The organism is Bacillus sp. Bwzl_19 (assembly GCF_054900515.1).
Genome location: NZ_CM142729.1, coordinates 61,069 through 75,434, shown reverse-complemented (window position 1 = coordinate 75,434; position 14,366 = coordinate 61,069). Strand labels below are relative to the sequence as shown.

12 protein-coding genes and 2 tRNA genes are annotated in these 14,366 nt (G+C 46.3%); all 14 read right to left on the bottom strand.

The window, feature by feature from the left end:
* Nucleotides 1-9 precede the first annotated feature (9 nt).
* Nucleotides 10-1,011: a protein kinase domain-containing protein gene (locus ACW5MY_RS00405; protein ID WP_013350773.1), complete on the bottom strand. Its 1,002-nt coding sequence runs from the start codon at nucleotides 1,009-1,011 to the stop codon at nucleotides 10-12.
* Nucleotides 977-1,714, bottom strand: a complete 738-nt coding sequence (locus tag ACW5MY_RS00400) for a vWA domain-containing protein (RefSeq protein ID WP_013350772.1) — start codon at nucleotides 1,712-1,714, stop codon at nucleotides 977-979. The genes ACW5MY_RS00405 and ACW5MY_RS00400 overlap by 35 nt, the downstream gene beginning before the upstream one ends.
* 67 nt (nucleotides 1,715-1,781) lie before the next feature.
* Nucleotides 1,782-4,271 carry a stage II sporulation protein E gene (gene spoIIE / locus ACW5MY_RS00395; RefSeq protein WP_014469604.1) on the bottom strand — a complete coding sequence of 830 codons (2,490 nt, stop codon included), beginning with the start codon at nucleotides 4,269-4,271 and terminating at the stop codon, nucleotides 1,782-1,784.
* Nucleotides 4,272-4,481: 210 nt separating this feature from the next.
* Nucleotides 4,482-4,553: transfer RNA gene (locus ACW5MY_RS00390), tRNA-Glu, on the bottom strand.
* 9 nt (nucleotides 4,554-4,562) lie between these two features.
* Nucleotides 4,563-4,639, bottom strand: a tRNA-Met gene (locus tag ACW5MY_RS00385).
* Nucleotides 4,640-4,793: 154 nt separating this feature from the next.
* Entirely contained in the window at nucleotides 4,794-5,180 is a 387-nt protein-coding gene (locus ACW5MY_RS00380) for a S1 domain-containing RNA-binding protein (protein WP_004264630.1), read from the bottom strand.
* An 80-nt stretch (nucleotides 5,181-5,260) separates the two neighbouring features.
* A complete protein-coding gene (divIC, locus tag ACW5MY_RS00375; RefSeq protein WP_289394076.1) occupies nucleotides 5,261-5,638 on the bottom strand; it encodes a cell division protein DivIC in 378 nt (125 codons plus the stop codon).
* 17 nt (nucleotides 5,639-5,655) lie between these two features.
* Nucleotides 5,656-6,291, bottom strand: a complete 636-nt coding sequence (yabQ, locus tag ACW5MY_RS00370) for a spore cortex biosynthesis protein YabQ (RefSeq protein WP_289394075.1) — start codon at nucleotides 6,289-6,291, stop codon at nucleotides 5,656-5,658.
* Nucleotides 6,288-6,590, bottom strand: a complete 303-nt coding sequence (yabP, locus tag ACW5MY_RS00365) for a sporulation protein YabP (RefSeq protein ID WP_004264638.1) — start codon at nucleotides 6,588-6,590, stop codon at nucleotides 6,288-6,290. Before yabP ends, yabQ begins: the two co-directional genes overlap by 4 nt.
* Nucleotides 6,591-6,668: 78 nt before the next feature.
* Nucleotides 6,669-6,929 (bottom strand): RNA-binding S4 domain-containing protein, encoded by a 261-nt coding sequence (locus ACW5MY_RS00360; RefSeq protein WP_289394074.1) that lies wholly within the window; start codon nucleotides 6,927-6,929, stop codon nucleotides 6,669-6,671.
* A 1-nt stretch (nucleotide 6,930) separates the two neighbouring features.
* Nucleotides 6,931-8,406 (bottom strand): bifunctional methyltransferase/pyrophosphohydrolase YabN, encoded by a 1,476-nt coding sequence (yabN, locus tag ACW5MY_RS00355; RefSeq protein ID WP_289394073.1) that lies wholly within the window; start codon nucleotides 8,404-8,406, stop codon nucleotides 6,931-6,933.
* Nucleotides 8,396-9,976 carry a putative polysaccharide biosynthesis protein gene (locus ACW5MY_RS00350; RefSeq protein WP_462061647.1) on the bottom strand — a complete coding sequence of 527 codons (1,581 nt, stop codon included), beginning with the start codon at nucleotides 9,974-9,976 and terminating at the stop codon, nucleotides 8,396-8,398. The genes yabN and ACW5MY_RS00350 overlap by 11 nt, the downstream gene beginning before the upstream one ends.
* A 163-nt stretch (nucleotides 9,977-10,139) precedes the next feature.
* On the bottom strand, nucleotides 10,140-10,676 hold the full coding sequence (spoVT, locus tag ACW5MY_RS00345) for a stage V sporulation protein T (RefSeq protein WP_013350766.1): 537 nt from the start codon (nucleotides 10,674-10,676) through the stop codon (nucleotides 10,140-10,142).
* 136 nt (nucleotides 10,677-10,812) lie between these two features.
* A complete protein-coding gene (gene mfd / locus ACW5MY_RS00340) occupies nucleotides 10,813-14,346 on the bottom strand; it encodes a transcription-repair coupling factor (protein WP_013350765.1) in 3,534 nt (1,177 codons plus the stop codon).
* Nucleotides 14,347-14,366: the final 20 nt, after the last annotated feature.

The following is a 14,366-nucleotide window of genomic DNA, read 5'->3' as shown; positions in this document are numbered from 1 at the left end:
CGGCCGGCATTAGATGAGAAAAAAGACGATGTAAGCGAAATAAAGGGCGAGAACGCTGATTAAAATGAGTGTTGTTTCAAATAAACCATTGTTTTTTGCGGGTTTTTGTTTAGGTTTATACCGGGTCTGAGAAACAGTGCCCTGCCGCGGTTTTGCTTGCGGCGGCTTAGGCTTTGCGGCATCCTTCCTTTTGCTCCCGATACACTGCCCCGCCGTCAGGATATCATGCTTCATGGCTTCCGCCGAAGGATATTGGCCGTTTAAAGCAGAAAACAGAACCTTCTTATACTTATTCAAAAACGGATGGCCTTCAATGATGGACCGAAGCTGCTCTTTCGGCTTGCCTGTCTTCTTGCACTCTTTCTTCTGAACACAGTGGATCATGATCATCGCTACAGCAAACAAGTCATAGGATGGTTCTGCTTTTCTTGTTCCATACCCCCAATAGCCCCTGTCGTAAAACTCCGTATACTCTTTAATTGCGCGGCCCTGTTTTGTCGTTCCCCCTACATCAATGCAGCGAATGGCAGCCGGAGGTCCGGTTACAATGAGGTTTTCCGGCTTGAGGTCGCCAAAGACCCATCCTTGCTGATGAAGGACTGACAGACTGGAAAGAAGCTGAACCATCAGCACCGGAATCCACTCTGTTCCCTTACTGCTGATATATTGCGGAAGAAGCGGCCCTTCTATGTACTCCATCACGTAAAAAGATACATTTTTATTCAGCTGCGGAATAAACGCATCGTCCGCATCAAAAAAAGAAGGCCCCATCGTTTGCGACCGGGCCTTTGAAAAGGATTTCAAGACATTCACTTCAGAGGTAACAGACATGCTGTCGCTGCTTATTTTCAAAGCGACATGTCCGCCTGATGCTTCTGCCAGATATACAATACCGTTAGCCCCTTTGCCAAGCTGTTTGAGCAATCTGTAGGATTTGCCGTTCCATTTGCCCTGAATTGCCGTCCCCGGTGCCAGACTACATGCCAAACTCGTCAAAGCGTCGTTCATCATCTGCCAACATGCTCCTTCTTGAGCGGATTCTCTCAAACTGCTGTGTCGCTTCCCGGATAGCGGGACCCGTAGGGGTGATTCCGCCGGTTGACAGCTTCGCAAAGAGTGCAGAAAGGGATTCAAGCTTCGGCGTCCAATTCAGCACAAGCTCAACTTCCTGGCTTTTCCCGGGAAATATACACATTGCAAATTCATTGTGTCCGGCCCGGGAATTTAAACTGATGGAAAGATCGATCAGCGCTTCTTTCACCGTCGGCAGTTTTGGCGCCATGCTGGCACTCGTATCAACCAGTACAAGCACTTGCAGATGAACCGTTTCGCCGAGCTCATCAACCACTTCCATCACTTCGCCGCGTTTTTCCGGAGAAAGCTCTTCCATTTCAACGTTTTTCCCTAAAATTTGTTTAAGCTCTTGATTGACGACACCCTGCAGTGTCTGGGTCATTGCTTTTTTCGTCACCATTTGAACCGTCTGAGACAATTGAGATGCATACACAACTTGGTGGACGCCGCCTCCGGCCATGGCGATGCCTTCAACTTCCTTCATTGCCTCTTGGTCAATCGCGTTTTCTTCCATAATTCCTATAACATTCACCGTAATCCCCTGCTCCTTGGCGAAAGCCGCCATTGCGATCGGGTCTTCGCCATGATTGGAGCAGCCATCTGTAATCAGCAGAACTTGATTTAAATGTCCCTTATTCACATACATTCCTCCCGGTGATACGATTAGTCCCATCTTCGCCAGAAGGAAAGTGATTTATACGAAAGGTTTAAGAAATCTCCTTATTATTTTGGAAAACTGCCGGCACAGGTATGGAAGCCCATTTCGGCGTATTATGATCAATCCGGACGACAACGACCGTCATGTCGTCTTCGATTTGGCCGGCACGCGTTCTGATGACCTCTTCCATTAATATATCAGCGATTTCCTGCGGGTCTTCGGTTTTTAGCCCTTTCATTTTCCGTTTCATCCACAGGTCGTGGTTTTCAACATGCTTCGGTCCTTCAAATATACCGTCACTCATCATGACAAGCAGATCACCCGCTTTTAACTGTTCACTTACGACTTCCACATCAAATTCATTGATAATGCCGATCGGCAGATTGCTGGCCTGCACTTTCATGACTTGATCTCCCCGCTTAATAAAACTCGGCGTTGAACCGACCTTCAAGAATTTGCAGCTTGCATCCTGAAGGTCGATGATAGAAAGATCAAGAGTTGAATAGATTTCGTCTGTCGTCCGTAAAGACAGAATACTGTTGATGGTTTTAATCGCTATCTTTTCATCAATACCGGATTCGAGAATTTTTTCAAGCAGTTTAATCGTTTCATTACTCTCATAATGAGCCCTCGCCCCATTGCCCATGCCGTCACTGATCGCGGCCGCATACTTTCTCGCGCCCAGTTCCATCATGCTGTAGCTGTCGCCGGAGACAAGACCGCCGCCTTTTGCCGCATGAGCCGCGCCTGTCGATACCCGGTAAGACTTGGTCGAACCGAACGCGACATGGCTGTAGCCATTTGGATGAGTCGAGTGCTGTTCGCTTTTGACAAGTATCTGCTCCTCAAGAATGTCAGACAGCATCGGGGCGATAATTTTCTCACTCTCACCGTGCCCCCCGCTGAACGGGATTGTCATTTCGATATCAATGTTGCCCTGCTCCAAGCTGTATATCTCGACATGCTGAATCTCGATTCCGAAATGCTGAAGCGCCTCTATCATTTGTTCTTCCTGTATAAAATGCTGCTCCCTTTCCCGTTTTATTTCCCGAGAAAAGTCCGCCATGACCTCAGAAACCCCCAACAGCTGCTCGGCAACAAGCCTTCTGCTGTCCTGGACTTTTCTTTTCAGCGTCAGATGGGCGTGATGGTGGGCAAGCTCGTCTTCAATCAGCTCTTCCACCTGTCTGGATTTGGAACAGTGCTGCTGAAACTCCTTTTTTAATCTGCGGTTTGAGGCATATTGTTTTTCTTCTGTTTCATGCATAACTTGTTTCATTAAATCATATGTTTTATCAAAGTTTTGAACCCAGCATTTGCTTTTCTTATAACAGGATTGGCAGGAATGCTCAGTAATTTTGCTTAAAAAGAGATCCACTTCCCCTTCTTCAGCCTGCTCATCGGAAGACGTCTGATGAAAGGTGGCAAAGCTCTCCGACAAGGCATGAAACACATTGGAGAACTGGTCTACTTTCTGGGCAGTGACATCTCTGATTTTCCTCGCGTACTGCTGCTGTTCCTGACTGTGCTCAGCAGTGCCCGGTATGTAGCGCGCCACCTTTTTCGTAATCGATTGGGGCGTAATTAAAAACAAGGCAACGGCAATTAACGATTCGTAAAGGGTGGTCATTAATCCGGCGGACCCTTCCCCATATAATGAAATCAGCAGTGAGCCGATCACTAATCCGACTGCGGCGCCGGCTTTCTTGCCTTCCTTCAGCAGTCCGCCAAGAAGTCCGGAAAACGCAAGCAGGCTCATTTGATAGAGATTTCCGATATTCGCGAGCCCGAGAATCAACCCGGTCACAACACCGACAGTACAGCCGATGCTTGCTCCGCCGACAAAGGAAAAACTCAGCACGACATAGCGGGCCAGGATATGCTCGGCCTGCATTCCTTGAAATGAAACACCGGCAAGCCCGGTTAAAACAGATGCGATCAAGATCATAAAACAGATGATTTCTTCTATTTTTAATGATTGTTTCACTTTTTTGATCGTGAAGATCGGCAAGCTTTGCAAAAAGATCAGCGTCAAAATAAAGGCCAAGCCCGCCTCAACAACAGCCATTACATAATCATAGGTGGTAAAAGCGCCGCTTTCAAAATAAACAAAACCGATTCTCGCGGCAGCCATGGAGAAAAACACCACGATCGGCAGCATCTTCACCCGGTCCTGCATGATATATGTACCGATTTTTGAAAATAGAGTGAAGACGGCCAAAGCTGTCAGAATCAGCAAAGAGTGTTTCGGCGAAATGGTTAAAGCGCCCGCAAGTAGCGACAGACAAGCATAGAAGGCTTTATCTCTTCTGATCAAAAGCATTGCTCCGAAAAACGGGAGCGCAAACGGAAGAACCTCAGATAATATGAAAGCCCGTCCAAGTAAAAAACCGATCACGACATAAATGAAACCCTTATAGAAAAAAAGTGAATGCGCTTGATGAACCGCAAGCTTTGCAGCCTTTTCAAAAAACGATTGCAGTTTTTCCAGAGCTTGTCCCGCCATCGGCCCGTTCACTCTTCTTTCCGCTTTTTCCATTGCTCTCATCCCCCACCTGTTTTATTCGTTGCTTGTCATTATAAATGAAAGCACAGATAGGATTTTGTCAAAAGAAGGTAACGATTTCAAAGAACTCTTCGACGCTTTCTCCCTTGTTCCCCTTTCCTCTCGTATTTCCTCCGACATTTCTCAAAAAGTTGTCTAAATATGAAAAAATCGGCTTCTGTAAAAGAAGCCGATTCGCTTGGATGACCCGTACGGGATTCGAACCCGTGTTACCGCCGTGAAAGGGCGGTGTCTTAACCGCTTGACCAACGGGCCAAATATATATGGTAGCGGCGGAGGGGATCGAACCCCCGACCTCACGGGTATGAACCGTACGCTCTAGCCAGCTGAGCTACACCGCCATATAAGTGCTTATAAGCACAAGTTATATAATACAAAGGTTTCTTCATTCCGTCAACAAAAATTATGAAGTTTTAATTTTCTGACTAATAGGATAAATAAAAAAAGCATCCGCGGGATAGACGAATGCCCCATGTATTTATAGAAAGCAGCAAGTTATCCTCTTCTTGCTCCGCGCCCTCCACGTTTTGATTCCGTGTTTCGTTTTAAAGATGATAAGCGGTCTTCGCTATCTTTAAGAAACTTGTTCATTTTCTGTTCAAAAGATTCTTTCGGACGGAAATCATTTCTAGGTCTGGCTTGCGGACGGTCTTTAGCTTTTTTAATTGATAAACCAATTTTCCCGTCTTTTTCAACGTTGATGACTTTCACTTCAACTTGATCGCCGACTTTTAAATGCTCGTTAATGTCTTTCACATAATTATCGGCTACCTCACTGATATGAACGAGACCGGTTGAGCCTCCAGGCAATTCAACAAATGCTCCGAAATTTGTAATACCTGTTATTTTCCCTTGCAACTTGCTGCCAACTTCAATCGACATAAAAAAAGTGCTCCTCCTTAGGCTTATAAAAAGATCGTTTGTTTAATTATACCTAAATAAAAATTTAAGTGTCAACAAGGCTACTTGCTCTTATTTTCTACATTAAAGAGAATCTCACCATTTCCTGACATAAACAAGTCTCTTCTGGCAAGCTCTGTGACGTAATCCTCATCCTTTAATTTGGAAATTTCATCTTTTAAATCAGCCTGTTTCCCGTTCAATTCTTTCACTTGTTTTTCCAGCTGAGCTTTCTTTTCTTCATTCGCGCTAAGGGAAGAGGTCTGTGACCACAGAGAACCCGCTAAGACAATAGCCGTCAGCAACACAAGGGCGCCGAATACAATCAACCGTCTGAAAAGCCCTTTCCGCCTTCTTTTCATAAGCTGGGATTGCCGCTCAACCTGCTCTTTATAGTCGTTTTGAATTTCAGTTATTGTACGTTCTCTAGATAGATTCAAATCAGACGGCCCTCCTTTCATCTTTTCAAAATACGTATCATGGTCGATCTGATTGTTATGATTAGTTTCTTGCTCTTTTGTAAAAATCCTGCACTTTTTTGAAAATATCGTTTGAAAGTAAGACGCCACTTTTCAGGAAGAAGTTTCAATATTTGTTTCAACAGGAAGAACAGCGGATACAGCAAAAACGTTACGATCTTAAAAAGACATTTCGCAAAAAAGGCAATCACCCGATAGGAGTATAAAGAAATAAACGTGATCAGCCCGATGAGCAGCTTAAAAAGCAGAACCACCGGACGGAACAGCACGTGCTGAATGAGCTTTTTTGCGATTTGATAAAGAGACACCGCAAGATGAATGGCCAATTTCAGCATTTTTATATACATTCGTTTAAACAGACTTTGGTACGTCGCAATACCCAGTAAGACAGCCAAGAAAATGTATATCCTGAGTTCTCCTTCATTCACGTTGAGCAGCACATAGAAAAACAGCAGGCCTTGTACAATCCAAAAGAGAATGTCATGAACGAATAACAGCCACCTGGCCGTTTTGGCGCGGCTGACAAACAGCCTGTATGTATCAAGCGACGCTCCGAGCCAGGCGCCCATACCGGTCATTGCCAGCATCGTATAAAATTGGGTCGTCAGCGTCATTTAAACAACTTGCTAAAAAACCCTTTAGCTTTATCCCCTTGCTGCTCGTCTAAATATACAAGGTCAAACACCCTGCCCTTTATAGATACAATCCCTTTTTCCACGTCAAGGTTTTTCATCTGCAGATTCTCACCTCTGACGGAAAGCATTCCCATAACCGTTTCCAGCAAAAACTCTTCGTTGTCAAAACTTTCCACATGCTTGACACCCGAAATGTCTAAATGCTTTCTCCCTTTCATCGTTACATCATGCTGTTCCGGAACAGAAGAAGAACCTTTTTGCTCATAATATGAATTCATCTATTCAGCCCCCATATCCTCGATACTTTTAGCATTATTACTGCATTGTATGAGGCGGGAGCTTTGTTTAGAACAAGCCTATTCGCCGAGTTTTTCTTCTTTGACGATTGTATACATACCTGCGGCTTCTTCTTTTTTTGTTGTCTCTTTCAATTCATTTACCTTTACGGTGACAAACTTTTGGCCGAAGCGGACCGTCAGTTCATCGCCGGCTTTTACGTCTGAACTGGCTTTCGCCTGATTCCCGTTAACAGTGATTCTCCCTTGATCGGCGACCTCTTTCGCCAATGTGCGGCGCTTAATTAATCTGGATACTTTTAAAAACTTATCAAGTCTCATATTAGAATCTCCTCTCCATTTCTTTTGCTTCATCCCACAATTTGTCCATTTCTTCAAGAGACATCCCGGTCAATTCAAGCCCCTTTGCTGCCGCTTCTTTTTCAATATAAGAAAAGCGTCTGCGGAATTTGTCATTTGTCATGGCGAGCGCTTCCTCAGGCTCAATTTTATAGTATCGGCCGATATTGACCAATGCAAATAAAACATCGCCGAATTCAGCTTTCAAGCTTACTTCATCTGCAGATTCAGCAGAAGCCTCCGCAGAAAATTCCTTCAGTTCTTCATTCACTTTGTCCCATATATCCTGAACATCATCCCAGTCAAAACCGGTTTTTGCGGCTTTTTTCTGAAGCTTGGCCGCTTTTGCAAGAGAAGGCAGTGTTTTCGGTACGGCATCCAGCAACGAAGAGGATGTTGTTTGTTTTTCCGCCTTTTTGATTTCTTCCCAGTTGGCGACGACATCATGTTCATCCTGAACCTTAACATTCTTAAACACGTGCGGGTGCCGTCTGACCATCTTCGCACTGATGTCTCTGATGACATCATCAATTGAGAAGTATCCCTCGTCTTCTCCGATCTGAGCGTGAAGCATAACCTGAAGCATGACGTCCCCGAGTTCTTCTATCATGTGATCCGTGTCCTCTTCGTCAATGGCCTCAAGCAGTTCGTAGCATTCCTCAATCATATATTTCTTTAATGACTGGTGTGTCTGCTTTTGATCCCACGGACAGCCGTTCGGCCCGCGAAGCTCACGAATAATTCTTCGGAATGCAGAAAATTCTTGGTAAAGGAGCTCTTCTTTTCTAATCGGCGGAACATACACACTTGTTAAGTTATTTATGCCGACATTGCGGTCAAGCTCAAACAAAGGCACCTTGGTGATCTTTTCTTCCTTGCTTCCGGCTGCCGTTACGATGACCACTTCATAGTCGTCAGGCAATTTCTCCATGAGTGTCAGCTTGACCTCAGAGGCTGTCATCTGGTCATAAACCTGGCAAATGATCAGGTGATGGCGGAGTTCAAGCTCATCCGGCGTCATTGTTTGTGCATCCGTAAATTGAAATCCTTCAATCGGGTCAATTCGCAATGCGTTGAAGGTGGCATCCAGAAAGCTTTGCCCCCCGGCGGTGTGAACGGCTGCATGTTGTTCTTCCCGGCGTTCAAATAACAGCTGAACGGTTTTCTCGGCGACAAACGGGTGGCCGGGCACAGCGTAGACGACATCCTCTTGCTTCGCTTTTTCAAACAGAATGTCAGTGATCTCTTCATAGACCGCTTCAAACTGGTCATGTTTTTCATAAATATCATCAAAATACCGGATGTCCGCTGCCGCCTCTTGTTCTAACTCCGGAATCAAAGGGTGGTCTTTCGTTCTTATATATAGATGCTTCGCCTGAGTCAGCAGCTTATGTACGCCCACTGTCAGCTGATCCATGTCCCCGGCGCCGAGGCCGACGACCATAATGTTACCTGCCATGTTTTTCTCTCCTCTTATTCAATTTGCTTAAAGTACTGCCGAAAGGAAGGCTGCTCAGCTCTTCGTCCGTAAATATCTTCATTCTTATCATACAATAAATAAACAAAAGCCCTCCGATGACTGACGCAGATAAACTTTCACCTGCAGCTCCCGCCCTGCTGACGGGTACACATAACTGCCAAACCTTCATATATGCGAGCAGAAAAAGTACCATCAGCAGACTGCATCCGCATAGACGGGCGATAACGCCGCCGAGATTCGTCAGCCAGCCCTTCGACCAAATTCTGTGCAGATTCAGGCATGCTGCTGCGGCAAATGCAAGGACGGTCGCCAGCGCCGCTCCTGTAATACCCCAGCCCGGGACCAGCCAAACATTCAGCACCCATTTCAGCGCCCCTCCCGCCAAGACGGACACGGCGGGAAAAACGGTATGTCCCGCTCCTTGAAGGATCGCGGCTGCCGTAAGCGCAATCGAAGCAAAAAAGATAGATAAGCTGAATATTTGTAAGGTCTGCGGCCCCTCGCTGTTTTGGAAAAGCATGATATTCACCGGCTCTAAAATGCAAAAAAGTCCGGCCGCTGCGCCGATCCCTACCGCAAGGCAGAGCTTAACGGCAGATGTTGCTTTCTCTTTTATGATAAACGGCTTGTTCTCATGCACCGCTTTTGAAATTGAGGGAACCAGGGACGCGGCGATACTGACGGCAAATACCGTTCCCAGCTGAAGGAGCGGCTGTCCGCGGTCGTATATGCCTTTCAGCTGTTTCGCAGCATGGCTCCCCGTCCCTTCTGAAAGCAGGGAATATAGGTTTAAGGCGTCTACGAGCTGAATCAACAGCATCAATACACTGCTGATACAGATGGTGACTGAATAAAGCAGCAGCTTTTTCACAATGACGCCTGTTTCGATATGCCCGCCGTCCGTCTTTGTGTCTTTCCGCTTGTACCAGAATACAGCCAATACACAAAGGGCCGCCAAGCTTCCGGCAAGTGACCCCGAGGCAGCGCCCGCACCCGCCGCGTATAATGAGCGGCCGCTTTTCAAAAGCCAAAAGGATAAACCGAGAAGCACCGCCACACGAAGAAGCTGTTCCGTAATCTGGGATAAGGCTGACGGCATCATATCATGCACGCTTTGGAAATACCCCCGGAAAATCGCTGTGAACGGAAACAATACAAAAGCGAACGCGGCGACCCGTATCAGCATCACAAGGCGGGCGTCACCCATAAAACCGGCCAACGACGCCGCACCGGCATACATGAGCGCAAACAGAACAAGTCCGGCCGCCGTGACATAAAAGGCGGAAATTTTCATTATTTTTTGTTTATGATCGCTATAATCGTTCATTAATTTCGAGATGATTACCGGAAATCCGGATGTTGACAGCATTACCGCGATCCCTAAAAACGGATACACCTGCTGATAAATGTAAAATCCGACGTCACCGACAATATTCTGAAAAGGAACCCTGTACACGGCGCTTAATATCTTCGTCACGATCCCCGCAACGACGAGCTCAAAAGCACCTTTCCATGCTGATTGCCGTTTGGCGCCAACTGAATCGTTCATCCAAAAGCTCCTTCCAGCCGCTAGAAAATTACGTCTATAAAACGAGCTTATTATATCACAATCCTAACGGCCGGCGGACCGATAGAGAGCACATATGAAAAAGAACAGCACTGTTTAAGAGCTGTTCTTTCCCCGTTTCTTATTTCAATAATGGTAATAAGACCTACTGTTCCATTTGTCTCGCCAAAAAACTGGCTGCCGTTTCTACCGCTTTATGTTCTACTTCTCCAAGAGCCTGTTCCTTAGAAAAAATGACCACGGCACCGATAGGATCGCCATTCGCCACGATAGGAGCAATTGTATAGGAGCTCATATCTTCTTCAATGTCATTAACAAGCTGTGCGGACTTCACATCGTTTTCTAACACTGAGCTGCGCTGATCCATCGTTTTTTCGAGCAAATCGCTGATGGATTTGTTCAGAAATTCTTTTTTCGAACTGCCTGAAACGGCAATATACACGTCACGGTCGCAAATCAAGACGGAATGGCCGAGACTGTCATACAATGCATCTGCATACTCTTTCGCAAAATCGCCAAGCTCACTGATAGGAGAATATTTTTTCAATATAACTTCTCCGTCGCGGTCAACGAATATTTCAAGCGGGTCTCCTTCCCTGATTCGCAGTGTTCTCCGAATTTCTTTAGGAATGACGACCCGTCCTAGATCATCAATACGACGTACGATACCTGTAGCTTTCATCTCTCTGGTGCCTCTCTTTCATGTGATGATATTTAAGGGAAAGTACTAAAGTTCTCTACTTTATGTAGCTTCCGCCACTCGCTTGAAATTAGTATCCGTCACATCAAATGTAATATACACCAGAGAGTAACAATTTTTATGAAGACGCGATTGTTTCTTTCTTCACGCCCTGAAGGCCTTTCAGCATGCCGAGTACGGTCTCCAGCCACTCTTCCGTTTTGCGGCCTTTCGTCTGTACTGAGATTTTCAGCTTTTTCCCTTCCATTCCCAGTCCGATTTGCCGGCCGTATTTATTGCCGAGTTCGAACAATTTCTGTCCGTCAATCTGTGCACTGGCCTCTTCCGAAATGGTAAATCTGACTGCGTCCTTATCCTGCTTGATGAGTTCGACGCGTTCATATTTTCCGTACACCTTCATCTCTGCAACTGTAAACAGCCATTCAACTTCTTTCGGGTAACTGCCGAACCTGTCGATGATTTCATCTTGAAGCTCGTTTTTCTCCTCAATTGTAGTGATTGATCTGAAGCGTTTATACATATCGATTTTTTGCTTGCCGTCTTGTATATAGTTTTCAGGGATATATGCGTCAAGCTCGATGTCGATTTCCGTCTCAAACTGTTCGATTTTTGGTGTATCGCCTTTTCGCTCTTCAATCGCTTCCTTGAGCATCTGCGAGTACAGGTCAAAACCGACTGAGTCGATGAAACCGTGCTGCTGGGCGCCGAGGAGATTCCCCGCTCCCCTGATCGTCAAGTCACGCATGGCAATTTTAAAGCCTGAACCAAGCTCGGTAAATTCTTTAATCGCCTGCAGCCGTTTTTCCGCCACCTCAGTAAGCACTTTGTCTCTGCGATACGTAAAATAGGCGTAAGCGACGCGGTTGGAACGGCCAACCCGTCCTCTCAGCTGATACAGCTGAGACAGCCCCATTTTGTCTCCGTCAAACACGATTAAGGTATTGACGTTTGGTATGTCTACGCCTGTCTCAATAATGGTCGTGCTGACAAGGACGTCTGATTCCCCTTCCAGAAAATTAAGCATGACGCTTTCCAATTCATTTTCGGTCATTTTCCCGTGGGCGTACGCCACCTTCGCATCAGGAACGAGCATGGAAATTTCGTCAGCCTTCCGCTCAATGTCATCCACGCGGTTGTATAAGAAATATACTTGCCCTCCGCGCGCCAGTTCTCTTTCGATGGCTTCTCTTACAAGCGCCCCGTTGTATTCCACGACATACGTCTGGACAGGAAAACGGTTTTCCGGCGGCGTTTCAATAACAGATAAGTCCCGCACACCGAGCATGGACATATGAAGGGTACGAGGAATCGGAGTCGCCGTCAGAGTCAGCACATCAACATTGGCTTTGATCTGTTTGATTTTTTCCTTATGTGTGACGCCGAACCGCTGCTCTTCGTCGATTATGAGCAAGCCGAGATCTTTATAGACGACATCTTTAGATAAAAGCCTGTGGGTTCCGATCACGATATCTACCGTTCCGTTTTTCAGGCCTTTGATGGTCTCATTGGATTCTTTTCTCGTTCTGAACCGGCTGAGAAGACCGATGTTAATCGGGTAGTCTTGGAAACGTTCCATAATGGTTTCGTAATGCTGCTGTGCGAGTATCGTCGTCGGCACAAGCAGCGCGACCTGCTTCCCGTCGGCGATCGCTTTAAAGGCCGCACGGATGGCTACCTCTGTCTTACCGTAACCGACGTCCCCGCAAAGCAAGCGGTCCATCGGGCGCTCTCTTTCCATATCCTTTTTAATTTCCTGAATGGAACGGAGCTGGTCGTCTGTTTCCTGATAAGGGAAAGCAGCCTCGAACTGCCGCTGCATTTCATGATCAGGCGAGAAAGCATAGCCTTTGCTTGCTTCGCGTTCCGCATAAAGCTTAATCAGATCATCGGCGATGTCCTGAACGGAATTTTCGACTTTTTTCTTAACCCGTTTCCATTCACTGCCGCCCAGTTTATAAAGCTTCGGTTCTTTTCCTTCAGAGCCGACGTACTTCTGCACCTGGTCGATTTGCTCTACCGGGACGTACAGCTTATCGCTGCCCTGATAGTGAATATTGAGGTAATCTTTATGAATGCCCTTGATTTCAAGTGTTTCGATCCCCAAATACTTACCGATCCCGTGATTGACGTGGACGACATAGTCACCGACTTGAAGCTCGGAATAGCTTTTGATCCGTTCGGCATTTGTCAGCTTCTGCTTTCTCGGCTTCTTCTTGATTCGGTTTTTGAACAGCTCTTCCTCTGTAATGACGGCCAGCTTCATCAGCGGCAGTTCAAAACCGGATTGCAGTTCGCCTTCCATGACATAGACCTGTCCTTGCACAAGCGCTTTGGAGCTGTCCGTTTTTGCGGCTTCAATTTCGTAATCAGCCAGCACGGATGCCAATCTGTCGGTTCTGTCCTTATTTGCCCCTAAAAAGACAACGGTGAAGTTTGATTTTTTAAAGCGCTCCATTTCACCGGTAAGCACATTCATCTGTCCGTGAAAATTCTGCATCTGCCGGCTTGTCACATTCACGATGTTTTGAGGGCTTGTATGCTGAACATGACGCAAAAATAATGAGAAATAAATTGCCGGACGCCGCTTTTGGCCCATAAGCTCCTGAAAGCTGAAGGATAAGTTAATGTCATGCAGAATTTTCCCTTCCTCCAGCAGACTTGTCGTAAATTCGGCCTCTTCTTTTTGGAGCTGATCCTCCATTTCATGAATGCGGCTGACCTCGTCTAACACTAACAAGGTGTCTGACGGGGTATAATCTAGCAAACTAGCAGGTTTTTCGTAAAAGTACGAGAGATACTTCACAAGTTCCTGATCAGTCTGTCCCGTTGATAATCGTTCTTTATCATGTGAGATGTTGATATGAAGCATTTCTTTTTGTTTGTCCTGCTTCAGCTTTTTCAGACTGTCGGCAAGCCCTTTATCGAGCCTATCCATCGCGCGGGCTTTTTCTTCCGCCCGGATGATCAGTTCCTTCGCCGGTCCGATCGCCACCGTTTTGAGCGTCTCAATTGATCTCTGGTCATCAGAGTTAAAGCTTCTGATGGAGTCGACCTCCGTATCAAACAGCTCAATTCGCACCGGATGCTCTGATGTCAGCGGATAAATGTCGATAATTCCGCCGCGAATACTGAATTCACCGGGTGCAGAAACCATATCGGAACGCTCATACCCTACCTCAACAAGGCGGGCAGACAGCTGATCCGGTTCTATATCGTCTCCAAGCGAAATGACGATTTGGCTGCTTTTCCACAGCTCCTTCGGCGGAAGCATTCTTCTCACTGCCGCAACGGGCGCCACAACGACCGGGGCTTCTCCGTTTGTTAATCTATTAATGACATCGAGCCGCTGAGCCCGCAGTTCAGGACTGGCTACAGCAATTTCTGAAGAAATCAATTCATTTACGGGGTATAGAAAAACAGATTGATCCCCGAGAAGCGCCGTCAGATCTTCTGTCACTTTTTGGGCCTGATATAAATTATGGGTGATAAAGAAAATCGGCCTTTTCGTTTCCTGTGCAAGGGCGGAGGTAAAAACAGAACGCGCGGAACCTGACAGACCCGCAAGCAGCTGTTCCTTCAGCCCCTCATGTAAACCGTTAACAATGGATTTAAAATCATCGCTTTCTTTAATAAAGGTTTGAATATTGTCCATATGGGCCCCTCCTCTCTGTT